The following is a 22,708-nucleotide window of genomic DNA, read 5'->3' on the forward strand; positions in this document are numbered from 1 at the left end:
AACTCCAAATCCGGGAAGGTCGGGCATCCGTGGGGGCACGGATGCCTGTGTGACGCGGATTTGGATCAGTCGGGGATGTGGTCGGTCAGATAGACAGGGTCGGGCAGCGGTGCATCGGATGCGAAAAGAAAGGCCGGTTTCACCTGCTCGTTCCATTCGATCGAGAGGGTTGCCCCCGTCACCGCGCATCCGTGACAGTGGGAGACATGATCGCCGGCGCCGTGTTCCCCGGTCTGACCGTCATCGCTGTTGCCGTGGTGATGACCGTCCCGGTGGACATAAAAGGCTTCGTGCAGGGCCAGTATCATACTGTCCGGCGACACTTTCTCGATCCCGCTGCCCGTGTCGTGCTGTGCATGCAGAAGTGTATCGGCCGCATTGGCGGCTGCCCCGGACACCGTCCAGGCAAGACAGATCAGTATGATCAGACACTTTCGCATACACGAATGGATAGGCTTTGGCTGCGCCATAAATCAAGCGCTTTTCTCTTGAAAAAGATGTGAAGCGTCATTACCGAAAAGGCACCATCATATCATCCGCAATCGCTAAAGAAGGACTTAGTAGGGTACTCCGGTGGCGAAGGTGTGTCGTGAGGGTGCGGATTGCTCTTTCTAACCGGTCCGGATCGCTTGCCGTTCCTTTGGACAGGGCATCATATGTTGCACTATACACGTTTACGAGGCCGGTTTGGTATGGTGCCATATATACGGCACCCCAGTGGCTTTGGGATTAGTATTTTTTGTCGAATAGATTGAATGTCATGCAGAATATTGTATTGAAAAGCATGTTGTGGAATTTTTATTAAAATTGGTGAATTTAATTTATTTGAAATCTTGAGTGATAAAATGAGTATTTGTAAATTCATAAATCTGGATCTGAATTTTTACAGAGAAAACTACACTGATCTTAGAGCGTTTTCTGATGCCAGACTTGTGAGTCACTATGAAAGAAACGGCTACAGAGAAGGCAGGCTGACTTCGGCTATTGCCGATAGGCAGGGGTTTCTGGGTATAATCACTGGAAACAATATTTTAGAAATAGGTCCTTTCTATAATCCGCTGATACGGGGACGCCATGTAAAATATGTTGATGTTCTTGCGACGGCAGGTTTAAGAGAAAAAGCAAAAAGTATCGGCAAAAATCCGGACCATATACCGCATATTGATTATGTGGTGCCTGCTGGAAATCTTAGCGTAATTCATGACCGCTTTGATGCTGTATGTTCCTCTCACAATATTGAGCATCAGCCGGACCTGATCGGTCATTTAAAGGATGTCGCACGATGTTTGTCTCCGGGCGGGAAATATTATCTCATCATACCGAATGCAGCTTATTGTTATGATGCAAGCCTGCCGCTCACGAAAATAAGCGAAATCTTCAATGCCGCGTATGAACGGCGGACAGTGCACACCATCGGGTCTGTCATCGAGCACTGGGCGATGACCACCCATAACAAAACACTGAGACACTGGCAGTCAAAAGGGCAGGGCTTTACGCCGCTCGACCCGGATAAGGTGATGGCGGCCATCCGGGAATATGAACAGGCCGATGGCGGCTATATCGACGTGCATGCGTGGCAGTTTACCCCTCTGTCCTTCAGCAATATCATGAATTGCCTTATTGCCATGGGGGCTGTTCCGTTCCGAAGCGTGACGGTCAATGGGCCTGTTTACGGCCGTAACGAATTCACCGCCATACTCGCTGCATGAAGACCCGCTGCGCTGTCCTTAAGACGGGTCCCTGGCCAGGGGCAGGCGCGCGTCCGCCCAGGCCAGCAGGCCGCCTTCCACATTGAAGATGTCCGTGTGTCCGGCCGCTAGGGCTTTCTCCGCCGCCTGTAGTGAGCGTTTGCCGCTGAGACAGGAAAAGGCAACCGGCCGGTCCTTGTCGCCGCCGGCAGCCGCCAGGGCCGCGATCAGGAAGTCCGGGTCCTGCAGGGTGACGCCGTGACTGTCCACGGGCCGGCCCGTCTTGGCCCATTCATCGGGTCCGCGCACATCGATCAGTGTGATCGCCCCTTTCGCGCACAGGTCATGGGCTTCATATACGGTGATCCGTTTGATGTGTGTTGCGGATTTTTTGCGGCCAAGGCCGAACAGACGTTTCAAAGACATGATGAGTAGAGCTTTCTGTGAACGGATACGCTGTAATACCGATACGCTGTAATACTGGAGATTATCAGGATTTCGGGCGGGTGCGCCACCCGAACATCCCGTAGATCGGGCAGAATTTTACGGCCCCGTTGCCAGAAAGATAACCCCGGCGGCAAGCGAGACGATCCCCGTTATATCCGGCAGGGCCATGGACGGGACAAAAAACGGCAGGGCCGCCAGAATGGCCCCCAGAAGAACTCTCAAAATACGGTCCGGTGTTCCGACATTCGCAGATATCATTGCGGCCTCCATTCAATTGACTGCGAAGGCAGGTTATCAGGATGGCCCCGGTGTTTCGGTGACTTAGTCACCAAGGCTTGCCAGACGTTCCAGCGGCGCGGTGTCCCGTATACGGAACATGCCGCGTCCGCGTTCGATAAAGCCCTGTTTCTCCCATTCGGCCAGCTTGCGGCTGATCACTTCGCGGGCCGTGCCGAGATCGGCGGCAAGTCTTTCGTGAGTGATGCGAATGTCGGGCGACTGCCTGTGCATTTGCAGTGCACGGTCCGCAAGGCGCCGGTCAATCGGGACAAAGGCCACTTCCTCGACTTTTTCCATCATCGCGGCCAGGCGGGCGGAAAAGGACGAAAACACGATCCGGCGGAAATCGGCCGAGCGGCTCAATTGAGCCTCAAACGCATCGGCGGGCAGGGCGCAGGCCCATGTGTCCTCTTCCGCGACCGCCTCGGCACAATAGGCATCGCCGCCCAGAAGACACGAGGTGGTCAGCACACAGGTCTCGCCGCCGCCGAAACGGTACAGCATGATCGTTCTGCCGTTTCTGGCGATCAGATCGACCCGGATCGATCCTGTCAGAAGATAGAAAAACCGGTTGCAGGGGTCGCCGGTCTGAAAAACCCGCGTGCCCTTTGGGACGAAGACGGTCGAGGCATCCTTCAGGCAGTCGGGTCTGTGAAAGTTTTCCTGTGGCTGGCTCATGACGCAAGGCTAGCAAAGGCATTACCGCATGTCCGCGAAAATCTCCCCCCGGAGCAAGGCACGCTCCATGGGGGCGGGCGAAAATGCGGCCTGACTGATTAGTCAGTCAGGCCGTTCTATTTTATGGCCGTTTTATGGCCGTATTTTCAAAGCACGGCTCGATTTTCATAAACGGGGTGGATAGGGTGCTGTCACAGGATTACGACCGGAGAAAGACGGTATGAGCGTTGTGTTGTTGGGCGGCGGGGGCACGGGCACCGCATTTGCCATTGCAGGCCGGTTAAGGGCCAGCTGGGGCATGGATATCAGGCTGGTCGTCACGGATATCTTTGAGGCGAAACTGGTGACCACCTCGCTTTTGGCCGACGCCTTTCATACGGTGCCCCGCGCCGACGATCCGGCGTTTGAGGCCGCGCTGCGGGACATCATGACCTCGGAAAACATCACGACCTATATCCCGATCCTGAATGACGAGATAAAGCTGGCGGCAATCCTGGCTGGCGAGGACGCGTTTGCGCATGTGGATATCTGGTCGTCGGAAAAGCATGCGTTTCTGACCGACAAACGCAATGCCGATGACTGGCTGAACGGTATCGGCGTGCGCACCCCGCGCCGCTTCGACAGGAACGGGACGCACGAACCGGCGGATGAATGGTTCGCCAAACCCCTTTCGGGGTTCGGCGGCAAGGGGGTGCGGCGGATCACGGTGGCGGACCTTATGGCGCTCGGCGAGGCGGAGTTGGCCGGCCTGCTTGTGCAGGAGGTCTGTTCAGGGCCGGAAGTGACCGTGGACAGCTTTTTCAATCATGAAACCGGCGAGGGCCTTGCCTATTGCCGTGAACGGCTTGAGGTCAAGGCCGGCGTTTGCACGAAAGCGCGCCTTTTCCATGATGCCGTTCTGGAGGACTATGCCCGCAAAATCGGCGCGGCCCTGGGGCAGAAGGGGGCGATCTGCTTTCAGGTCATGAAAGGCACCGGAGGCTGGGCTGTCACCGACCTGAACCTGCGCACCGGGGCCGGCACGGCCATGACCTGTGCCGCCGGTTTTGACATATTGTCGGCGGCCTATGCCTGCCGGACGGGCCGGGACTATGGCAAATATCTGCCCGCTGCCGCGCACAGCGAGGATGTTGTCGTCACCCGCCAGTACTGCGAATTTGTCATGGGATGATGGCATATGACAGTCGCATTTGATTTTGACGGCACATTGGTGACGGCCGGCCCCAGACAGGCCCTGTGTCTGAGGGCGGTTGCCAGACGGTACAATGTGCATCTGGACCCTGTTGATGTCTGGACCGCGAAACGGGAAGGCCGGTCCAATGCGGCGATCCTGTCGGACATGGGGCTGGGGGAGGCTCTGGCGGCGCGGATCGCGGCGGAATGGCGCGCCATCATTGAAACGCCTTACTGGCTGTTGCTGGATGTGGTGTTCGACGATGTTCTGACAGTGCTTCAGTCGTTGACCGCACGCGGCGAAGACTGCTTTCTGATCACGGCGCGGCAGCATGACCGCTGGCTGCGGCAGCAGGTGGACCGGCTGCATCTGTCAGGATATTTCACCGGCATCCATTGTGTCAGCCCGCAGGATGCCGTGCGGCGGAAAGCGGCCCTTCTGGAACGGATCAGGCCCTGGGCGTTTTTCGGGGATTCCGAAGCCGATTATCAGGCCGCGCAAAAGGCCGGTATCCCCTTTGCCGCTGTTTCAACCGGTCAGCGGTCCGCGCGGTTTTTGAAAGCGCGGGGCATTGACCGTGTCAGTGAAACCCTGACCGGTGCGCTTGCCGCCATGACAATCGATTACGGCTCCGGGCCCGTCCCGGGCGAAAAGGATTAATGAATATGAAAAATGACGAAGTGGACCGTTTGGAAGTGATGGCCGGCAGGTCCCTTTACGGTGTTGGCGCCAATGCGGCCAGTATCCGCTACGGTTTCAGGATCATCCGGCGCTATCTGGTCGATGGCTCCGTGCTGGAACTGGGGCCTGCCGAAGGGCTGATGACGGAAAAGCTGGTCACCACCGGGCGGCGGATCACCTGCGTCGACGGGTCCGAGACATTCTGTAACGGTCTCAGGGAAAAATTCACCGATATCACGGTTATCCACAGCCTGTTCGAGGATTTTGCGCCGGAAAGTCGGTTTGACAATATCATTCTGAGCCACGTGCTGGAGCATGTGGAAGACCCCGCCGCTATCCTGAAACTGGTCAGAAACTGGCTGGCACCGGGGGGGATGATTTTCGGCGCCGTTCCCAATGCGCGCTCTCTTCACCGGCAGGCCGCAGTCATCATGGGGCTGCTGGATGCCGAAAACGCCCTGAACGATACGGACAGGCACAATGGCCACCGCCGTGTCTTCGACCCGGAAAATTTCCGCCAGTGTTTCCTGAAAGCGGGCCTTCGCATCGACCATTTCGGCGGATACTGGCTGAAACCGGTCGCGAGCGGCCAGATCGAAGCCCATTGGAACGACGCCATGCTGGACGCCTTCATGGTTCTGGGCGAGCGGTATCCGGACATCGCCGGCGAGATATATGTCACTGCATCCTGCGGGTAAAACAGCGGCCTACGGCCTTTAGGATATCGGCAACGATGTGCGGTCGCGGTCATGATGCTTGCGGCTGCCGGTCGCGGGACGGGAACCCTTGCCGCGATACGGTCTTTTGGCCGATAAAGACGGTATGCAGTTCACTCAGGTTGACGCGCGGCGCCCCTTTGACGGCCCCGAAAAGGGCGCGGCCCTTGTTCATTCGTCTCTCTCGCGGCAGCGTATGCGGATTGCCGGCGGAACGGCATCCCTGAAATATGTTCTGACCGGGTGCGAAATCTATCATCTCGGTGGCAGGCGGTTCCTCTTGGAACCGGGGGATCTGTTGTTCGTGCGTGCCGGTACGGCGGCCGATGTGGATATTGCCTCGCGGTCGGCAACGGTCGGCATGTGCGTTTATTTCGACGACCATGAGGGGCAGGGGATCGACAGCCCGTTTCTGCGCATGCGCGCCCCCTCCGCCTATGACGGTGCCGCCATGGATGTCCACACCCGTGTCCGTCAGGGCACCCTGACATCCGCCGGCCTGAAGAACAGTTTTGAGACCCTGAAGACGATCGGTCTGGCGGTCACCACCCGTCTGAATGCGTCCTGCCGGCGTCTTTCCATGGCCCGCGAGGACGCGCGTATCGACCTGTTTTCCCGGCTGGAGCGCGCTCGGGGCTATATTCTCGATCACGTCCGCCAGCCCATGAGCCTGGATGACCTGGCGCGCCATGCCGGTATGTCCAGGCACCATTTTATCCGTCAGTTCAGGGCGGCTTACGGTGTGTCCCCGATGCGTTTCTTTTCCCGGGCCCGGCTGGATGCGGCCTGCCGGGCCCTGTCGCGGAGTCCGGGGTCGATCGAGGATGTCTCGGTTGATTTCGGATATTCCGGACAGGCCGCTTTTTCCAAGGCGTTTAAAAAACGCTACGGCTTCGCGCCCAGCCATATACTCCGCCATGGGCCGGAGAAATCTGAGTGAAAACCCTATGGATGCCCTCCGGCGGTCATGAAACCGACCATGGCGCCACGGGCCTGTGACGGTGTGCCGGCGTCGCCAAGTTGCTCGAACAGCGAGCGATGGGTTTCCTGCTCATAGGTGATGAAGCGGATCAAATCCGCTTTGCCGGCGTTTTTGACCGCCGCCTCGAAAACCCCGGCATAGATGGCGGTTTCTCCTTCCGCGATCACCAGCATGGGCGTTGCCGCCCCGACCAGATACGTGGTCGGTGAGGCGCCCGGAAGGGACGCCCTGTCACCGAACGTACCCAGAACGTGACCGTCGGCGTTTTCCTGCCCGAAAGCGTCCCGGATGGCGCCGTAATAATGTTCCAGGTCATAGGCGCCGCCCACGGGCAGGGCGCCTGCGATATGATCCGTGGACAGGCCATGGGCCGTAAGATACTGCTCGTCCAGGGCCAGCAGGGCCGACAGATGTCCGCCCGCCGAAAAACCGCCGACATAGAGACGGGCCTTGTTCAGACCGTACTCTTCCGCATGGGCATGCAGCCATGCAAAGGCCCGTGCCACGTCGTTGATATGATCGGGATGCACGGCACCCGTGGCCGGTGCGTCTTCCGACATCCAGCGCCCCGCGCTCATACGGTGGTCGACAACGGCGACGGCGATACCGTCACGCGCCAGTGCGCGCGCGACCGGCATTTCCCGCTCACGGCTGCCAAAAGCCCAGGCGCCGCCGGGAACCCAAAGCAATGTTGCAACCGGGACCTTTTCCTGCGGTATGACCAGATTCAGACGATGTCGGTCAGGGTCGGCATCCGGACCTGAGTGGTATGCGATGTCAGTATGTTCCGCAATGTCCGGGATCGTATCGCCGGCACACGCACGGGCGTTTGGATTCTGTATGTGAAATGTCAGAAATACTGCCACGGACAGGGCAAAAACATGCCAGCGCTGCAAGGTCGAACTCCTTTTGTCTCATGCGGAAATATGGTGTGTGAAATCATGGTTGATATCCTGTTTAGGAAATCGGGCTTGTTGCAGCCATGTCCGGAATTGCTAATTTGGCGAGGTCAGTGGTATCCGGCACCGCCGGTGCGGGCTGCATGCAATTCAAAACCGGCAGGAGGAGGGCATCATGGCTGACATTCCACGGATTACCAGTGACAGGCTTATCCTCAGGCCACATGACGCCGGCGATCTCGATGCCTGCCTTGCCATGTGGTCCGACGAAAGGGTCGTGCGTTTTATCGGCGGCAAGCCCGCCGACCTGGCGGAAACATGGGCGCGGATGTTGCGTTACCGGGGTCTGTGGCAGCTTCTGGGCTATGGCTACTGGCTGGTGGCGGAACGTCAGACCGGCGCCTTTGTCGGCGAGGTCGGGTTCGCCGATTTCAAACGCGGTCTTGGCGCTGACGATTTGTACCTGCCGGAAGCCGGCTGGGCCATCAGTCCGGATCAGGCGGGCAGGGGATATGCCACCGAGGCGGCTGAAACCGCCCATCGGTGGTTCGACACGACGCACGGCGGCGGCTCTTTCTGCATGATTTCCGACGGCAACGCCGCCTCGGTCAGGGTGGCGGAAAAACTGGGCTACGGTTTTTCACATACCCTGTCGTACAAGGGGGAACCGACCGGGATTTTTCTGCGCCGGGGTGCGCCTGCGACCTGACTGATTAGTCAGTCAGCCGCCGCCCCGCGTCCGGCGCCGTATCATGAACAGGGGACAGTCCATGTCGAAATCCAATCGGAAACCGCAAACACTGGCGGCCAGCTATGGACCGAACGCGGAACTGTTGGCCGAAGTATCCGATGACCTGGCGGTTTTCCGCCTGAACAGGCCCGCCAAGCTCAACGCCCTCAGCTATGCGCTGGTCGATGCCCTGCTGCAAGCCTTGGGCGACGCGGAAACCTCGGATACCGTTCGGGCCGTCATACTGACAGGCTCGGGCGGGCGGGCGTTTTCCGCCGGCGCCGACATCGCGGAGTTTTCGGGAAGTGTCGAACGGGGCCGCGCCCATGCCGTGCGGGATTTCGTGCGCCGGGGCCAGTCCCTGACCGCACGGATTGAAGGGTTCCCCAAACCTGTCATCGCCGCTGTTGGCGGTCTGGCCTATGGCGGCGGCTGCGAAATCACCGAAGCCGCCCATCTGGCGGTGGCAGGGCGCAGCGCGGTGTTTTCCAAATCGGAAATCCTGTTGGGCATGCCGCCGACCTTCGGCGGAACGCAGCGTTTGCCGCGAACCATCGGGCGCAAGCGCGGTCTGGAATGGTTGCTCACCGGCGATGTCTATAGCGCGGCACAGGCCCATGAGGCCGGCCTTGTCAACGCCGTGGTGGAGGACGACGGTGTTCTGGATGCCGCGCGGGCACTCGCCGGGCGGATCACCCGTCATCACGGCGATGCCGTCGCCGCCGTCCTGTCCAGTGTGTCGCGTGGCCTGAATGTCGCCATTGACGAAGGATTGCAGATCGAACGGCAGGAATTCGCCGCGCTGGTGGGCTCGGCCTGTCTGGATGAGGGGCTGGCGCGCTGGCTGCACAGACGGTCCGGCAACGATACGGATGACCGGGATGGTTGATATGACAGGAATGGCACAGCCCGCATCGCCCACAGGGCCGGATGAAGGAACAAGGCGGCCGGTCCCGGACTGGCGGACAAGGCCGTTTCCACCCACCGCGCCGATGCAGGGGCGGACGTGCCGCTTGGAAAGGCTGGACCCTCGGCGCCATGCCGCCGACCTCTGGGCCGCATACAGTGCCGACACCGCAGGGGATCTCTGGACCTACATGACCTACGGCCCGTTTGCGGGCGAGGCTGATTTCAGAAATCACCTGGACCGCTGCGCATCGACCGCGGACCCTTTGTTTTTTGCTATTCTCGACAGGGCATCGGGACAGGCGCACGGTCTGGCCAGCTATCTTCGGATCGATCCTGGACAGGGCGCTGTCGAGGTCGGGCATCTTTGTTATGCGCCGTGCCTTCAGCGCACCGTCGCCGCCACCGAGGCAATGGTACTGATGATGACGCGTGCCTTTGATGAACTGGGGTACCGCCGGTATCAGTGGTGCTGCAATGTGGCCAATGAAGGCTCGAAAGCAGCCGCCCTGCGCCTTGGCTTCCGGTTCGAGGGCGTGTCGCGTCATGCCGCCGTGGTCAAGGGGCGCAACCGGGACACGGCGTGGTTTTCAATCCTGGATCATGAATGGCCGGCGCAGAAGGCCCGTTTCGCCGACTGGCTGCATCCGGACAATTTCGATACGCACGGCAGGCAGAAACAACCTCTTGCCCGCCCGTCCTGAGACAGACGAAGGACGGACGTTCAAGGTCGGATTTTACAGTGACTTGGCTTTGTCCATATATGGTCATTCCACGGGATAGGGGCCGTCTTCGAAGGCAACCGGATGATACCCCTTTTTCCCGATCAGGCGGGCCAGCCCGCTCCCGATCGGCTCTCCTCTGTCGGCTTGTTCCAGAACCCGATGGAAATCGAATCGGGGCCGCCATCCAAGCGCGCTGCGGGCGCGTTCGTTGACATAAACCCGGTCTATGGACGGAAACATCGACCATCCGAATTTATCGAAACAGGCATCGAAGCCGACGTACCGGCGTACCGTATTTGCAGCGTCGCGCCGCAGGTCTGCCAGGTCTTCCCGCGTGAAAGGCGATGTGGCGCTGATGATATACCGCCCAAAGCCAAGAGCCGGCGCCTTGTCCAGGGCGCACAGATGGGCCGAGACAACGTCTTCCAGGTCGACACGGCGGAACAGGAATTCATTGATTTTGGCATTGGTGTCGTCATAGACGGCACGCACGTCTTTGTTGTCGTCCTCTTCCGGGAAGAAACGCGCTGTACGCAGGACAAGGCACGACAGCCCGTGTTTGCGGTGGAAAAGCGCGCACAGGTCTTCGGCGGCCGTTTTCGTGGTCCCATAGATATTTTTGGGAATGGGCCTGACTTCTTCCGTGATCCAGGCCGCCGGCATGCCGTCTTCCGGTGACAGGGCGGCGCCGAAGGCGCTTGTCGTGCTGGTGAAAATGAAGCGGTTTGCCCCGCATTCAGCCGCGCATTCCAACAGGGTCAGCGTATCGGTGACATTGGTGTCGATAAAATCCTGCTTGGTGTGGGTGGCCACATGCGGTTTGTGCAGTGTGGCGCTGTGTATGACCGCATCCATGCCGGCCATCGCGGCCATGACGAACGCGCGGTCGCTGACCGATCCCACCCGGTCCGTGTGGGCGGAGGGCAGGATGTCGATCCCGCGAACATCGTGATTCGCCGCCCGCAGCGTGCGGACAAGCGCCTCGCCGAGATACCCTGTACTGCCGGTGACCAGTATTCTCATCTGACTGCTGTTTCAGTTCCTGCTGGTTTCTGCGGATTTCCGTGCCACCATAAACCACCGGACGGGGCCTGCAATCCGCTCTGTGCCAATAGAATTTGTGCCTGCATCTGTCCGGCGGTACGCTTGCGTCCCGCAAGGCGCGGCCCCGTGTGCCGGGCCCCCAGAACTTGCCGGAGAAAGGATGTCCGCGATGGCTGGCAGCAGAGAACATATCTATCACGCAAGGGTGGAGTGGACCGGCAATACCGGGCAGGGCACGGCCGACTATCGTGCCTATGGCCGTGAGTATGACATTTGTGCGGACGGTAAACCGGTCATTGCCGGATCGTCCGACCCGGCGTTTCGCGGTGACCCCGGACGCTGGAACCCTGAAGACCTGCTGGTGGCCTCGCTCGCCGCCTGTCACAAGCTCTGGTATCTGCATCTCTGTGCGACACAGGGGGTTACCGTTCTGTCCTACACGGATGACGCCGAAGGCAGGATGGTTGAGGGTGGGGACGGTGATGGCCGTTTTATCGACGCGTGCCTGAAACCGACAGTCGTTATTTCCGCCGACAGTGACCCTGAAAAGGCCCTGGCGCTGCATGAAATGGCGCACGGTAAATGTTTTATCGCCAATTCCGTCAATTTCCCGGTCCGCCATGCGCCTGATATCGTGGTGGACGGAAAGGACGCCTGAAGGACCTGCAAAGGATAACAGGGTGCCGCCCTATGGCCGCTCAAGTGTTTTGCGTGGGTGGACGCCGTCGACATAGCCCATGAAAGGCGGATGGATCGAATAGCCGACCAGTTCGCGGACCCGTTCCGGCAGGGTTGCGGCGACATCCTTCGAAATGGCCGCCATCATATTTTCCAGTTGCCGCGCCCAGCCGGCACAATATTGCGGCGTGACGATCAGGCGGGGGGTCCGCGACCTGTTGGCGCCGCCCCTGTGCCACAGGGCGCTCTTGGTCACCATCAGGGAGCCGGACGGCATACAGGCCCTGATCGCATCGGCACGCGGGGCCGGGTCGTCGTTGACATCGCGGATTTTGCGGTCCCGAAACGCCCCGGGGCTGAGCGCTACGTCCACATCGGCGGTTGGCCATGTATGGCTGCCCGGCAGTACTTCCGTGGCGCCGTTGTCCTCTGTGGTGTCGTCAATGGCCCAAAAGGTGCTGACCCCGAAGGGCGGGTGTGGCGACGGCAACGGGATGTGGCCGTCATCCGTATGCCATGGCTGTACGGTTTCGCCCGGATGAAGATTGATCGCAAGACAGGCCGACAGAAGACAGGTCGGGCCCAGATCCGCCTCGGCAAAGGCAAGGGCCAGCGGATGCGCCACCATGTCCGCGAAAACCGGGGATTTCGCCAGCAGGGCATAGATACGGTTTGATTGCAGGCCTTCGAAATCGTTGCGGCCGCTGATGTCCCGTTTCAGGTGCGGGGCAAGGGCCTCGCGGATCGCGGCCACCTCTCGCGGGTTCAGCACATTCTCGAAGATGACATATCCCGCTTCATCATACTGCGTGCGCCAATCGGCAAAGGACCGCCCCTGAAGCCAGGGTGTCAATGCGGTTTCATCCAATGACGGGCGCTCGTCGGTCATGCGGTCCTCCATGAAGAAAGGGTGTATCACGACATCCTAATGTACACTGTGGCGTGCATATGACCATATGCGGCGCGGACAATTGGCAAGACATAATACTACCCGGCCCATGGACCGTTACCATGTGCCCGCAGCCAGGCAATCCAGTGCATCCGTACACAGGTGCCACAGGCATCCAATCCCGACGGCCCGCCATTGCCATGAGGGCCATGTCCATGACGATACGAACAGAACCGCACAATACGCAGCGGCCGCCCAGACGGTGTGAAGCGGGTGAAAACCGATACTGCACCGATCAGGGTCGAAAACCGGGTTGGCCAGCAGATGATCCAGATCCATCACGATGGTTCCCGCCATTATGGCGCCGGCTTTCCAAGTGTGTTCCCTGGCGAAAAGGATACGACCGAACAGAAAGGGCACAAGCAAGTGAAAGGAATAATGCCCCGCATGCCGCAATATCTCGATTTCATGGCTCATCTCTTGCCGGTCATCCTAATGTGTCCTGAAAATCCGCGTGTCTGTTTCTGTCGTCCGCCGGATGTGGCCGGTCTGCCAGCAGCCTGTTCCTCCGGAACCTAGGCAGAAAAGACTGAAGCTGCTAGGTCGGGGATGCGGTCCTGTTTGTTGTTTCAATACAAGGATGGGGCATGGGCCTCGTCTGGCCGCGCGGAGATGGTCATCGACCCGCGTGGAAACAGGCCACGATATGGGCAACAATGTGAAGGTATAGGCGTGACTGCGAACTCACCTCCTGGAAGCAGAGCACAAGGCCACTGGGCGGTGCCGCTTTTGTGTCTGGTCGTGACGGGCGCACTGATCGGCCTGTCCGTCAATCTGGCCAAACTGGCGGTCGCCGCCGGCCTCGGGGCGCTGCCCTTCCTGGCATGGTCCGTGACGGGTGCCGCTATTGTGTTGTCCTGTATCCTGGCCGTTTTCGGCCGGTTGCCGCCCTTGAACCGGCAGACGGTGACATATTTCTTTATCGCCGCCCTGATCAGCATTTCGGTGCCGCAGCTGATCCTGTTTGCGTCCGTCTCGCATGTCGGTGCCGGGTTCGCCGTTTTGTCCGTGGCGTTTCCGCCGCTTTATACATATGCCGGGGCTCTGATAATGCGGATGGAGCGGTTCGATACGGTGCGGGCCGGCGGTATGGCCCTTGCTTTTGGCGGCGTGGTGGTACTGGCGGCTCTGAAGGCGGCGGCACCGGATGCCGCGCTTGGCTGGGTGGCGGCCACACTGTTCGCGCCTGTTCTGCTGGCGGCGGGAAATATATACCGCACACTGTGCTGGCCTGCGGGCGCGCGGCCGGACGGTCTGGCGCCCGGCATGATGGCGGCGGCCGGGGTGTTGCTTTTGGCGGCCGGTGCCCTGCCGGGATTTTCCCTTCACGTCCCCTTTGAAACCGCGATCCCGATACTGCTCATCCTTGGGCAGATGGCGGCATTTTCAGTGCAGTATCTGCTTTTCTTCGTACTGCAGAAATATGGCGGCCCGGTTTATCTCAGCCTGCTCGGCCCGGTGGCCGCTATTGTCGGCGTGCCGATCGCCGTCCTGTTGCTGGGTGAGACTCCGCCGCCAGGGCTGGCTGTCAGCGCGGCCCTGATCGTATCCGGCATCGGGATCGTCACATTGAGAAACATGCGGGCAGGGCGGACATGACGGCCGTTTGATGGCGGTTGTCTTTGTTCCGGGCTTTGGCTCGTCCGGTTCTGGTCAGTTTCCGGCCAGTTTCCGGCCAGTTTCCGGTCAGTTTCCGGTCAGTGCTTCACCGTCCGGCTGCTGATATGCTATCCATGACCGACAGCAAAGACCCGAGGAAATTCGCCCATGTCCACCACCTCCACGACCGACAAGTCCATCGCCGTCGATGCACGGCCCAGGCGCAAGGCAACCGCCAAGGCCATCAATGCCCGCAAGGGGGGGGACCCGATTGTCTGCCTGACGGCATATATAACCCCCATGGCCGCGCGCCTGGACGAGCACTGCGACCTTATTCTCGTCGGGGACAGTGTCGGCATGGTGCTTTACGGCATGGACAGCACCGTCGGCGTCAGTCTGGACATGATGATTGCCCATGGCCGCGCCGTCACCCGCGGGGCGAAGAAAGCCCTTGTCGTCATCGATATGCCGTTCGGCACATATGAGGAATCCAGGGAACAGGCTTTCCGGAATGCGGCGCGCGTTCTGTCGGAAACGGGCGCCGGCGCCGTGAAACTGGAAGGCGGGGCCGAAATGGCCGACACGGTGGCCTTTCTGGTCAAGCGGGGCATCCCCGTGCTCGGCCATGTGGGTCTGATGCCGCAGTCGATCAATTCCTACGGCGGGTATGGGGCCCATGGCCGTACGCAGGAGGAATGGGGCCCCATTATCAGCGATGCCAAGGCAATCGCCGAAGCCGGTGCCTTCGCCATCGTCCTTGAAGGGGTGGCGGAACCCCTGGCGGTCAAGGTGACAGGGGATGTGCCATGCCCGATTATCGGTATCGGCGCGTCCAACCGGTGTGACGGGCAAATTCTGGTGACGGAGGATATGCTGGGCCTGTTCGCCATCAACCCGAAATTCGTCAAGCGTTACGCGGAAATCGGCGGTGATATCGCTGCCGCCATTGAAACCTACGCGGACGAGGTGCGCACGCGGACATTCCCGGCGGAAGAGCACACTTATAAAATGAAGGTGGTGAAGGCCTGACCACCGGCCGGTCCGCCTTACGGTCGCCATGATGGTCGATTGTGCTTCTTGTCATGCGTATGCGCCAGCAAATGTTTGACTGGACCGCCCGCTTGGCTATGGTAGCCGCCAATTTGAAGGCGGCTGCCATGCCGGTGCGGGATTTTGTCTCCGGCCGCCATGGTCGCAATAAGAATTCAAGGGGAGTTCCGTGTGTCCGATCAGCAGTCTGATCTGATCTTTCAGGAAGTCGACGAAGACCTGCGCCGCGAACGCGTGAATGCGTTGTGGCGGGCTTACGGCAAATATGTCATCGCGCTGGCTGTCGGCATCGTCATAATCGTGGCCGGCCGTCAGCTTTGGGACGGGTACCGCGAGCAGGTGGAAGGCGAGCGTTCCGCCGCATTCGAGGCCGGTCTGCGCGCTGCTGCTGAAACGCCCGACGCAGCCGTGACGCTGTGGCGTGACGCTTTGCCCGGTCTCAAAGGGGGCTATGCCACGCTGGCACGGTTCCAACTGGCCGCTGCCGAGTTGAAAGCCGGTGACATTGACGCAGCCATTGCATCCTATGACGCCATTGCCGCCGACAGCGGGGCCGAGGAAAGCCTGCGTGCCTATGCCCGTCTTCTCGCCGCCATGGTCGTGGCCGGTGACAAGCAGGACCTGCCGGCGGCGCGCGGACGCTTCGCCACCCTGGCGGTCGAGGGGCGCACCTGGTATTACACCGCGCTTGAACAGCTGGCGCTGATCGATCTTCAGGAAGGGGACACCGCCGCCGCGCTCGAACGATTCGAAACCCTTGCGGCCAATCCGGAAACGCCCGGCTCCTTGCGGACGCGTGCCTCCCAGTTTCGCGATTTTCTGACGGCCCCTCTGGCCCAGGCTCCCGTGACTGAGGCAGTCCCTTCACAGGCCCCGTCCGTGGACGACACGGAAGACACCGGTCAGGATACGCCACCGAATGACGGCCCGGAGACCGGCCTGTGATCGCGGCGGGGACGGCGAAGGCCGGCTTTGTCCCGGCGTCTGTTGCCCGTGCCGGTGTCCTGACGGCGGTGCTGGCGTTGCTGGCGGCCTGCGGCGGCGGCAGCAGCCCGCGCACCGCATATGATGACGGCGGCAAGGAACGGATTTCCGTCCTGACTTCGACGCAGCAGCTGGATGTGGACCCCAGCATTACGGCGCTGCCCGTGACGCTGCCGGCGCCATACCGCAACGGCAACTGGGCCCAGCCCGGTGGAAATCCGCCCCATGCCGTTTATCATTTAAGCCTGCCTGAGAATATGCAGCAGGTCTGGCGTACTTCGATCGGACAGGCCGACCGTAAATATGAGCGTATGGTCACAGGGCCCGTCGCGGCGAACGGCCGTGTTTATGTGGTCGATGCCGCCGGCCAGGTGTCGGCGCTGGACCTTGCCAGCGGCAATACGCTCTGGCGCTCGGATCTGGACAATAACGATGACCGCTCCCGGGTCGGTTTCGGCGGCGGCACGGCCTTCTGGAACGATACGCTTTATGTCACATCGGGCTATGGCTATGTGGTGGCGATGAACCCCGATGATGGCAGCGTGCGCTGGCGGTTTAACGGCCAGGTGCCGTTTCGCGGCGGTCCGACAGTGGCCGACGGGCGTGTCTTTGCCGTGACCCATGACAATCGTATGCTGGCGCTGGACGCCGACACGGGCGAGATGATCTGGGACCAGGTCGGCATCGCCGAGAATGCCGGTATGCTTGGGGCCGCCAGTCCCGCCTATGACGGGTCATCCGTGGTCATGGCCCTGTCGTCCGGTGAACTGATCGCCATGCAGGCCTCCAACGGGCGGATTCTGTGGCAGGATTCCCTGACCAGTTCCCGCCGCCTGACGCCGCTGGCCACCCTGTCCGATATCGACGGCCATCCGGTCATCGATCGTGGCAAGCTTTACGCCCTGAGCCATGCGGGCAGCATGGTGTCGATCGACATGCGGTCAGGCGAGCGGTCGTGGGAAGCCGATATTGCCGGTGTCAACACATTGTGGGTAGCCGGTAGCTTCGGGTTTCTGACAACCATTGACGGCCAGCTTGTGTGCATGTCGCTAAGCGACGGGCGCGTGCGCTGGGTGACGCAGCTACAGCGTTTCCTCAACCAGGAAAAGCGGCGTGATCTGGTGAAATGGAACGGTCCCGTGCTTGCCGGCAACCGTCTGCTGGTCACCAGTTCGCACGGCTATGCCTTGTCCGTGTCCCCTTACACGGGGGAGGTGCTCGCCGGTGTCGAAATACCGGGGGGCAGCGCAGTCGAACCCGTCGTCGTGGACGATACGTTTCTTGTGCTGACCACCACGGGCGAGCTTATCGCTTATCGCTGACGGCATAGCGCCGTTAAGCAGTCAGCAGGTGGACCGGAGGCCCGCGCAGAATGTCCTTTTCCCTCGCCATTGTCGGGCGCCCCAATGTGGGCAAGTCCACCCTGTTCAACCGGCTGGTCGGCAAGCGTCTGGCTCTGGTGGACGATACGCCGGGGGTGACCCGTGACCGCCGCGAAGGGGAGGGCAGGCTGGCCGACCTGAAATTTCGCCTGATTGATACCGCCGGTCTTGAAGACGGCGCTCCCGGCACTCTTCAGGATCGCATGCGCCAGCAAACCTCGCAGGCGCTGAGCGAGGTGGACGTCGCGTTGATGCTGTATGATGCGCGCGCCGGCGTCACCCCTGTTGACGAACACTTCGCCGACTGGCTCAGACGCAGCGATACGCCGGCCATTCTGGTCGCCAACAAATGCGAGGCCCGCTCCGCCCAGGAAGGGGTCTATGATGCCTATGCCCTTGGTCTCGGCGAGCCGGTTGTTCTGTCCGCCGAACATGGCGAAGGACTGGCGGACCTGTATCAGAGCATTGTTGAAAAGCTGAAAACACAGGGGATCGACCCGTACGCGGATGAGAACGACGGCACCGATACGGCGAGCGCGTCATCCGGCCCGCGTGAGCCCACCGAGGGCGATCTGGACTTTGAATTCGAGGATACCGAACAGGACGACGTGGACACGCGCCCTCTGCGTCTGGCCATCGTCGGGCGTCCGAATGCGGGCAAAAGCACACTGATCAACGCGCTTGTCGGCGAGGACAGGCTGATCACCGGGCCGGAGGCGGGACTGACACGCGATTCCATCGCCGTCGACTGGGAGTGGGACGGCCGGCCCGTCAGACTGTTTGACACGGCGGGTTTGCGCCGCCGTGCCAGGATCACGGAAAAGCTGGAAAAACTGTCCGCCGCCGACACCTTGCGGGCCGTCCAGTTCGCCGAGGTCGTCGTCCTGCTGATCGATGCGGAATTGGGGCTGGAACGGCAGGATCTGAAGATCGCTGAACGCGTGGTCGAAGAAGGGCGCGGCCTTGTCCTTGCCATCAACAAATGGGATGCGGTCGATGACCGGCTGTCCGTACAGCGCGGGGTACAGGATGCCATCACCCGCAGTTTGCCGCAGGTCAAGGGCGTTCCGGTCATCACGTTTTCCGCGCTGGAGGAAAAGGGCCTGCACAAGCTGATGCCGGCGGTGGAAGAGGTGTATTCCCTGTGGAATGCGCGCATCCCAACCTCCGTTTTCAACCGCTGGCTAGCCGACGCGCTGGAAAAGCATCCCGCTCCGTCCGTCAAGGGGCGGCGGATCAAGATCCGCTACGGCGCGCAGATCAAGACGCGCCCGCCGACGTTCCTTCTTTTCTGTAATCGGCCCGAAGACCTGCCGGACAGCTATCGCCGCTATCTGGAAAACGAGCTTCGGCGCGATTTCGACCTGCCGGCCACACCGCTGCGCTTTGTCCTGAAAAAGGGGGAAAACCCCTATGAAGGCCGCCGGCGTCGCCGCTCCAGGGATTAAGGGCGCCATATTCTCCGCGTTCGGCCCTTTCCCGTGAGGCAGCAGCGCCCTATAGTCCCGTCCCATGAAACGGGCATTCAGAATTTTGATCGGCATGGCACTGTTTGCCGTCGCGGCACGTGCCGGGGCGACGGATATCACCTTCGCCACGGACTGGCGGGCACAGGCGGAACATGGCGGGTTCTACCAGGCCCTCGCCAAAGGCTATTATGCCGAGGCCGGGCTGAACGTGACCATCCGACCGGGTGGGCCGCAGATGGATATTCCGCGTCTGATGGCGGCGGGCGCGATCCGGATCGGCATGGCGTCCAACAGTTTTCAGCCCATCGTGATGCGCGGGGCGGGCGTGCCGGTCACCGTTATCATGACAAGCTTTCAGAAAGACCCGCAAGTCCTCATGGTACACGGCGATGACCCGGCGGAAGGCATGGCAGACCTTGCCGGGCGGCCCATCTTTGTCGCCGACAGTGCGCTCAATACCTTCTGGCCGTGGCTCAAGGCCCGCTTTGGATTTGAGGACCGGCAGATCCGCAAATACACCTATTCGCTGGTGCCGTGGCTTGCCAACAAGGGCAGCGTGCAGGAGGGTTATCTGTCCTCTGAGCCCTTTGCCGCCCAACAGGCGGGCGCGAACCCGAAGGTCTTTCTATTTTCCGACGCGGGATATGCCGGATATGCGGCCATGGTCATGGCGCGCGACGACTGGCTCGCCGCGAATGAGGGCACCGCGCGTGCCTTTGTCGCGGCGACCGTGCGCGGCTGGCAGGACTATATCTGGGGCGATCCCGCGCCCGGCAACAGACTGATCCTGAAAGACAATCCCGAAATGACACCGGAGCTGATCGCCTATGGCATCCATGCCATGCGGGACCGCGATGTACTGGGCGCGAAAACGGCCGTCGGCCATATGGATGCCGGACGCTGGGACCGTTTTTACCGGGATATGCGCGCCCTTGATGCCGTACCGGCGGGCGTGGATATGCAGGATGTGTTCACCAACGCCTATCTGCCCCCGGCGGGAGACGGTGCCCTGCCATGATGACGGCGCGCGGCCTTGCCTTTTCTTACGGCGGAACACAGGTGCTGCATGATGTCGGCCTGTCCGTCGTCCCGGGGGAGGTCGTCACCCTTCTGGGGCCGTCCGGTTGCGGAAAATCCACGGTGTTGAGGTTGCTGGCCGGGCTTGAAACCCCGCACAGCGGTGTGATTGAGCGGGACAGGGCCGATCCTGCGGGCGGCACGGCCTTTGTCTTTCAGCGCGCGGCACTGATGCCGTGGGCAAGTGTCCTCGACAATGTCCGTTTGCCGCACCGGCTTAGCGGACGGGATGGACGGGCGGACGCGAACGCGGCGCTTGAAGCGGTCGGGCTTGCCGGTATGGGCGCGCGCTATCCGCACAGCCTGTCGGGCGGCCAGCGGATGCGGGTTTCCATTGCGCGGGCTCTCGCGTCCGGTGCATCGCTGATTTTGATGGATGAGCCTTTCGGCGCTTTGGATGAAATTCTGCGCTTTCGTCTGAATGATCTGATGCTCACGCTTGTCGCCGAACGGAGCCTTGGCGTCGTTTTCGTGACTCACAGCCTGTTTGAAGCCGCCTATCTGTCGACGCGGGTGCATGTGATCGGCGGCGGGCGCGTGGTCGGCACGGTGGAACCGGCGCTGGACCGCCGTGTGACCGGCGGACAGCAGCGTGCCTCGACCGCTTTCGGCACCGTGGTGGCCGCACTTTCCACCCTCTTGGAGCAGGCGGCATGATCCCGCGCACCCGAATGATCCGTGTACGGGCCGGGCGGATTTTGCCGCCGGTGATCCTGTTGCTGGCTCTTGTCGCCGTTTGGGAGGGGGCCGTGCACTATTATGCGGTGCCGCGCTTTGTCCTGCCCGCGCCGAGCGCCATTGCGGGGGCCTTTGTCACGGATGGGGCCGGTCTGTTCATGGCGGCGCTTGCCACGCTGAAGGTCACGCTGATGGCGTTGGCCGCGGCTTTTGCCAGCGGTGCTTTGCTCAGTCTGGCTTTCAGCCTCAGCCGTACGGTGGAGCGTGCGCTGTTTCCGTTTGCGGTGCTGTTGCAGGTGACGCCGATTGTTTCCATCGCACCGCTGGTGCTGATCTGGGTCGGTATCGACCATGTGGAACGTGCCCTGGTGATCATTGCATGGCTCGCCGCCTTTTTTCCCATTCTCGCCAATATGTCGGCCGGCCTGCGGGCGGTGGACGCGGATCTGGAAGATCTGTTCCGTCTGTACGGGGCGAGCGGTCCGCAGCGTTTCTGGCTGTTGTTGTGGCCGACGGCGCTGCCTTTCATGCTCGCCGGGTTGAAGGTCAGTGCCGGTCTGGCATTGATCGGTGCCGTGGTCGCTGAATTTGTCGCCGGCTCCGGCGGTGCGACCGGTCTTGCCTGGCGGCTGCTGGAGGCCGGCAATCGTTTGCAGATTGAGAAAATGTTCGCCGGACTGATCCTGCTGGCAGTGATCGGGGTCGGTCTTTTTTTCGCCTTTTCCGCGCTGGAAGCCTACCTTCTCAGACATCGCAGACGATCCTGAGCGGATCCGTCATGCGGCAAGATGGCGCTTGAGCGCCGCGCCTAAAGCCGATAGGCACCACTTCATGTCTGATGTTGCTGTTTCCACGTCCGTTCAGTCCGCCGCTCAAAGCGGCGATGACGCCCGTGCCATCGGCTGGTGGCTGCTGGCGGTGGCGGGCCTTGTGTTCATCATGGTGGTGGTTGGCGGGGCGACCCGGCTTACCGAATCCGGCCTGTCCATGGTGGACTGGCGCCCGGTGACCGGCATGTTGCCGCCGATTACCGAGGCCGACTGGCAGGCCGAGTTCGCCAAATACCAGCAAAGTCCCGAATACCGTTTGAAAAACCGGGGCATGAGCATCACTCAGTTCAAGGAAATCTTTTACTGGGAATGGGGCCACCGCCTGCTGGGACGGGTGATCGGACTTGCCTTTTTCGTGCCCATGGTATGGTTCTGGCTGCGTCGGCGCGTACCGCCCGGATACAAACCGCGCCTTGTCCTGCTGTTCCTTCTTGGCGGCAGTCAGGGCCTGCTTGGCTGGTACATGGTACAGTCCGGCCTGGTGGATGAACCGGCCGTCAGCCATTACCGTCTGACCGCGCACCTGTCGCTGGCGCTGGTGATCTTCTCGGCCTTGATGTGGACGGCGCTGTCCCTGCTCAGGCCCAGGCCGCTTGCGGTCGACGCTCCGGTGCCCATGCTGGCGCGTCTGGCCTTGGCGCTGGCGGCCGTGCAGATTGTCATGGGCGCGCTGGTCGCGGGCCTCAAGGCCGGGCTGATCTATAACCAGTGGCCGCTGATGGGCGAGGGGTTTGTCCCCCCGGCTCTGTATGACATGGCACCCTTGTGGCGTAACTTTCTGGACAATGCCGTAACCGTCCAGTTCGACCACCGGATGGGGGCCTATCTTCTCTTTGCGCTCTCGCTTGTCCTGGGCTGGTTCGGCATCCGCCACGGCGGTCCGGTACGGACAGCCGTTCTGGCTGTTTTCGCGTCGGTGACGGTGCAGATGCTTCTCGGCGTTGTCGCACTGCTGTTGGCTGTCCCTGTCTTCTGGGGCGCCGCCCATCAGGCGGGCGGGGTTATTGTTCTGGCCAGCCTGATTTATCTGGTGCATCGTACGCGGACACCCGGTTAAGACCGG

Annotated in this window: 26 protein-coding genes; 18 read left to right on the forward strand and 8 right to left on the reverse strand. The window is 61.1% G+C overall.

What is annotated here, in order from left to right:
• Positions 1 to 65 precede the first annotated feature (65 nt).
• Positions 66 to 440, reverse strand: coding sequence for a hypothetical protein (locus BXY39_RS06080; RefSeq protein ID WP_121937961.1), 375 nt, complete (start codon positions 438 to 440; stop codon positions 66 to 68).
• 405 nt (positions 441 to 845) lie between these two features.
• Here BXY39_RS06080 and BXY39_RS06085 point away from each other — a divergent pair, with 405 nt between their 5' ends.
• Positions 846 to 1,709 carry a class I SAM-dependent methyltransferase gene (locus tag BXY39_RS06085; protein WP_121937962.1) on the forward strand — a complete coding sequence of 288 codons (864 nt, stop codon included), beginning with the start codon at positions 846 to 848 and terminating at the stop codon, positions 1,707 to 1,709.
• An 18-nt stretch (positions 1,710 to 1,727) separates the two neighbouring features.
• Here BXY39_RS06085 and BXY39_RS06090 read toward each other — a convergent pair whose 3' ends face one another.
• The 3 genes from BXY39_RS06090 to BXY39_RS06100 all read right to left on the reverse strand — a co-directional run bounded on the left by BXY39_RS06090 (position 1,728) and on the right by BXY39_RS06100 (position 3,092).
• Positions 1,728 to 2,114 (reverse strand): rhodanese-like domain-containing protein, encoded by a 387-nt coding sequence (locus BXY39_RS06090; protein ID WP_121937963.1) that lies wholly within the window; start codon positions 2,112 to 2,114, stop codon positions 1,728 to 1,730.
• A 117-nt stretch (positions 2,115 to 2,231) separates the two neighbouring features.
• Positions 2,232 to 2,393, reverse strand: a complete 162-nt coding sequence (locus BXY39_RS06095; protein WP_170163664.1) for a YgaP family membrane protein — start codon at positions 2,391 to 2,393, stop codon at positions 2,232 to 2,234.
• Between the two features lie 63 nt (positions 2,394 to 2,456).
• Entirely contained in the window at positions 2,457 to 3,092 is a 636-nt protein-coding gene (locus tag BXY39_RS06100; RefSeq protein ID WP_121937965.1) for a Crp/Fnr family transcriptional regulator, read from the reverse strand.
• Between the two features lie 220 nt (positions 3,093 to 3,312).
• On the opposite strand from BXY39_RS06100, the gene BXY39_RS06105 reads away from it, so the two are divergent.
• From BXY39_RS06105 to BXY39_RS06120, 4 genes are all read left to right on the forward strand, one after another.
• Positions 3,313 to 4,263, forward strand: coding sequence for an ATP-grasp domain-containing protein (locus tag BXY39_RS06105; protein ID WP_121937966.1), 951 nt, complete (start codon positions 3,313 to 3,315; stop codon positions 4,261 to 4,263).
• 6 nt (positions 4,264 to 4,269) lie between these two features.
• Complete coding sequence (locus BXY39_RS06110) at positions 4,270 to 4,926, forward strand: HAD family hydrolase (RefSeq protein WP_121937967.1); 657 nt, start codon at positions 4,270 to 4,272, stop codon at positions 4,924 to 4,926.
• A gap of 5 nt (positions 4,927 to 4,931) precedes the next feature.
• Positions 4,932 to 5,645, forward strand: a complete 714-nt coding sequence (locus BXY39_RS06115; protein ID WP_121938376.1) for a class I SAM-dependent methyltransferase — start codon at positions 4,932 to 4,934, stop codon at positions 5,643 to 5,645.
• An 88-nt stretch (positions 5,646 to 5,733) separates the two neighbouring features.
• On the forward strand, positions 5,734 to 6,603 hold the full coding sequence (locus BXY39_RS06120) for a helix-turn-helix domain-containing protein (protein WP_147453487.1): 870 nt from the start codon (positions 5,734 to 5,736) through the stop codon (positions 6,601 to 6,603).
• Between the two features lie 5 nt (positions 6,604 to 6,608).
• On the opposite strand, the gene BXY39_RS06125 is transcribed toward BXY39_RS06120, so the two are convergent.
• Complete coding sequence (locus BXY39_RS06125) at positions 6,609 to 7,541, reverse strand: alpha/beta hydrolase (RefSeq protein ID WP_121937969.1); 933 nt, start codon at positions 7,539 to 7,541, stop codon at positions 6,609 to 6,611.
• A gap of 178 nt (positions 7,542 to 7,719) precedes the next feature.
• Here BXY39_RS06125 and BXY39_RS06130 point away from each other — a divergent pair, with 178 nt between their 5' ends.
• From BXY39_RS06130 to BXY39_RS06140, 3 genes are all read left to right on the forward strand, one after another.
• On the forward strand, positions 7,720 to 8,253 hold the full coding sequence (locus BXY39_RS06130; RefSeq protein ID WP_121937970.1) for a GNAT family N-acetyltransferase: 534 nt from the start codon (positions 7,720 to 7,722) through the stop codon (positions 8,251 to 8,253).
• Positions 8,254 to 8,314: 61 nt separating this feature from the next.
• On the forward strand, positions 8,315 to 9,163 hold the full coding sequence (locus BXY39_RS06135; RefSeq protein ID WP_121937971.1) for a crotonase/enoyl-CoA hydratase family protein: 849 nt from the start codon (positions 8,315 to 8,317) through the stop codon (positions 9,161 to 9,163).
• Between the two features lies 1 nt (position 9,164).
• A complete protein-coding gene (locus BXY39_RS06140) occupies positions 9,165 to 9,884 on the forward strand; it encodes a GNAT family N-acetyltransferase (RefSeq protein ID WP_121938377.1) in 720 nt (239 codons plus the stop codon).
• A gap of 63 nt (positions 9,885 to 9,947) precedes the next feature.
• Here the strand turns inward: BXY39_RS06140 and BXY39_RS06145 are convergent, their stop codons facing one another.
• On the reverse strand, positions 9,948 to 10,928 hold the full coding sequence (locus BXY39_RS06145; RefSeq protein ID WP_121937972.1) for an NAD-dependent epimerase/dehydratase family protein: 981 nt from the start codon (positions 10,926 to 10,928) through the stop codon (positions 9,948 to 9,950).
• Between the two features lie 190 nt (positions 10,929 to 11,118).
• Between BXY39_RS06145 and BXY39_RS06150 the strand changes: the two genes are divergently transcribed.
• Entirely contained in the window at positions 11,119 to 11,607 is a 489-nt protein-coding gene (locus tag BXY39_RS06150) for an OsmC family protein (protein ID WP_121938378.1), read from the forward strand.
• A gap of 30 nt (positions 11,608 to 11,637) precedes the next feature.
• Here BXY39_RS06150 and BXY39_RS06155 read toward each other — a convergent pair whose 3' ends face one another.
• Positions 11,638 to 12,516 carry a phytanoyl-CoA dioxygenase family protein gene (locus tag BXY39_RS06155; protein WP_121938379.1) on the reverse strand — a complete coding sequence of 293 codons (879 nt, stop codon included), beginning with the start codon at positions 12,514 to 12,516 and terminating at the stop codon, positions 11,638 to 11,640.
• Positions 12,517 to 12,633: 117 nt separating this feature from the next.
• On the reverse strand, positions 12,634 to 12,993 hold the full coding sequence (locus BXY39_RS06160; protein WP_121937973.1) for a DUF6122 family protein: 360 nt from the start codon (positions 12,991 to 12,993) through the stop codon (positions 12,634 to 12,636).
• Positions 12,994 to 13,296: 303 nt separating this feature from the next.
• Between BXY39_RS06160 and BXY39_RS06165 the strand changes: the two genes are divergently transcribed.
• The 9 genes from BXY39_RS06165 to BXY39_RS06205 all read left to right on the forward strand — a co-directional run bounded on the left by BXY39_RS06165 (position 13,297) and on the right by BXY39_RS06205 (position 22,702).
• A complete protein-coding gene (locus BXY39_RS06165; RefSeq protein WP_211332113.1) occupies positions 13,297 to 14,175 on the forward strand; it encodes a DMT family transporter in 879 nt (292 codons plus the stop codon).
• Positions 14,176 to 14,343: 168 nt separating this feature from the next.
• Entirely contained in the window at positions 14,344 to 15,204 is an 861-nt protein-coding gene (panB, locus tag BXY39_RS06170) for a 3-methyl-2-oxobutanoate hydroxymethyltransferase (protein WP_121937974.1), read from the forward strand.
• Positions 15,205 to 15,396: 192 nt separating this feature from the next.
• Entirely contained in the window at positions 15,397 to 16,170 is a 774-nt protein-coding gene (locus tag BXY39_RS06175; protein ID WP_170163665.1) for a tetratricopeptide repeat protein, read from the forward strand.
• Entirely contained in the window at positions 16,167 to 17,531 is a 1,365-nt protein-coding gene (locus BXY39_RS06180; protein ID WP_121937976.1) for an outer membrane protein assembly factor BamB family protein, read from the forward strand. The genes BXY39_RS06175 and BXY39_RS06180 overlap by 4 nt, the downstream gene beginning before the upstream one ends.
• Positions 17,532 to 17,581: 50 nt before the next feature.
• Complete coding sequence (der, locus tag BXY39_RS06185) at positions 17,582 to 19,039, forward strand: ribosome biogenesis GTPase Der (protein ID WP_121937977.1); 1,458 nt, start codon at positions 17,582 to 17,584, stop codon at positions 19,037 to 19,039.
• A 94-nt stretch (positions 19,040 to 19,133) separates the two neighbouring features.
• Positions 19,134 to 20,078 carry an ABC transporter substrate-binding protein gene (locus BXY39_RS06190; RefSeq protein WP_245998982.1) on the forward strand — a complete coding sequence of 315 codons (945 nt, stop codon included), beginning with the start codon at positions 19,134 to 19,136 and terminating at the stop codon, positions 20,076 to 20,078.
• Positions 20,075 to 20,794 carry an ABC transporter ATP-binding protein gene (locus BXY39_RS06195; protein WP_121937979.1) on the forward strand — a complete coding sequence of 240 codons (720 nt, stop codon included), beginning with the start codon at positions 20,075 to 20,077 and terminating at the stop codon, positions 20,792 to 20,794. Before BXY39_RS06190 ends, BXY39_RS06195 begins: the two co-directional genes overlap by 4 nt.
• Complete coding sequence (locus BXY39_RS06200; RefSeq protein WP_245998983.1) at positions 20,791 to 21,582, forward strand: ABC transporter permease; 792 nt, start codon at positions 20,791 to 20,793, stop codon at positions 21,580 to 21,582. Before BXY39_RS06195 ends, BXY39_RS06200 begins: the two co-directional genes overlap by 4 nt.
• A gap of 64 nt (positions 21,583 to 21,646) precedes the next feature.
• Complete coding sequence (locus tag BXY39_RS06205) at positions 21,647 to 22,702, forward strand: COX15/CtaA family protein (RefSeq protein WP_121937980.1); 1,056 nt, start codon at positions 21,647 to 21,649, stop codon at positions 22,700 to 22,702.
• Positions 22,703 to 22,708 lie beyond the last annotated feature (6 nt).

It is taken from the genome of Eilatimonas milleporae (assembly GCF_003688555.1).
GTDB classification, from domain to species: Bacteria; Pseudomonadota; Alphaproteobacteria; order Sphingomonadales; family Kordiimonadaceae; genus Eilatimonas; species Eilatimonas milleporae.

Coding starts and splice junctions, on each gene's coding strand:
- BXY39_RS06080 (WP_121937961.1), bottom strand. CDS start 440: ATGCGAAAGTGTCTGATCATACTGATCTGTCTTGCCTGGACGGTGTCC.
- BXY39_RS06085 (WP_121937962.1), top strand. CDS start 846: ATGAGTATTTGTAAATTCATAAATCTGGATCTGAATTTTTACAGAGAA.
- BXY39_RS06090 (WP_121937963.1), bottom strand. CDS start 2,114: ATGTCTTTGAAACGTCTGTTCGGCCTTGGCCGCAAAAAATCCGCAACA.
- BXY39_RS06095 (WP_170163664.1), bottom strand. CDS start 2,393: ATGATATCTGCGAATGTCGGAACACCGGACCGTATTTTGAGAGTTCTT.
- BXY39_RS06100 (WP_121937965.1), bottom strand. CDS start 3,092: ATGAGCCAGCCACAGGAAAACTTTCACAGACCCGACTGCCTGAAGGAT.
- BXY39_RS06105 (WP_121937966.1), top strand. CDS start 3,313: ATGAGCGTTGTGTTGTTGGGCGGCGGGGGCACGGGCACCGCATTTGCC.
- BXY39_RS06110 (WP_121937967.1), top strand. CDS start 4,270: ATGACAGTCGCATTTGATTTTGACGGCACATTGGTGACGGCCGGCCCC.
- BXY39_RS06115 (WP_121938376.1), top strand. CDS start 4,932: ATGAAAAATGACGAAGTGGACCGTTTGGAAGTGATGGCCGGCAGGTCC.
- BXY39_RS06130 (WP_121937970.1), top strand. CDS start 7,720: ATGGCTGACATTCCACGGATTACCAGTGACAGGCTTATCCTCAGGCCA.
- BXY39_RS06135 (WP_121937971.1), top strand. CDS start 8,315: ATGTCGAAATCCAATCGGAAACCGCAAACACTGGCGGCCAGCTATGGA.
- BXY39_RS06140 (WP_121938377.1), top strand. CDS start 9,165: ATGACAGGAATGGCACAGCCCGCATCGCCCACAGGGCCGGATGAAGGA.
- BXY39_RS06145 (WP_121937972.1), bottom strand. CDS start 10,928: ATGAGAATACTGGTCACCGGCAGTACAGGGTATCTCGGCGAGGCGCTT.
- BXY39_RS06150 (WP_121938378.1), top strand. CDS start 11,119: ATGGCTGGCAGCAGAGAACATATCTATCACGCAAGGGTGGAGTGGACC.
- BXY39_RS06155 (WP_121938379.1), bottom strand. CDS start 12,516: ATGACCGACGAGCGCCCGTCATTGGATGAAACCGCATTGACACCCTGG.
- BXY39_RS06160 (WP_121937973.1), bottom strand. CDS start 12,993: ATGAGCCATGAAATCGAGATATTGCGGCATGCGGGGCATTATTCCTTT.
- panB (WP_121937974.1), top strand. CDS start 14,344: ATGTCCACCACCTCCACGACCGACAAGTCCATCGCCGTCGATGCACGG.
- der (WP_121937977.1), top strand. CDS start 17,582: ATGTCCTTTTCCCTCGCCATTGTCGGGCGCCCCAATGTGGGCAAGTCC.
- BXY39_RS06190 (WP_245998982.1), top strand. CDS start 19,134: ATGGCACTGTTTGCCGTCGCGGCACGTGCCGGGGCGACGGATATCACC.
- BXY39_RS06195 (WP_121937979.1), top strand. CDS start 20,075: ATGATGACGGCGCGCGGCCTTGCCTTTTCTTACGGCGGAACACAGGTG.
- BXY39_RS06200 (WP_245998983.1), top strand. CDS start 20,791: ATGATCCCGCGCACCCGAATGATCCGTGTACGGGCCGGGCGGATTTTG.
- BXY39_RS06205 (WP_121937980.1), top strand. CDS start 21,647: ATGTCTGATGTTGCTGTTTCCACGTCCGTTCAGTCCGCCGCTCAAAGC.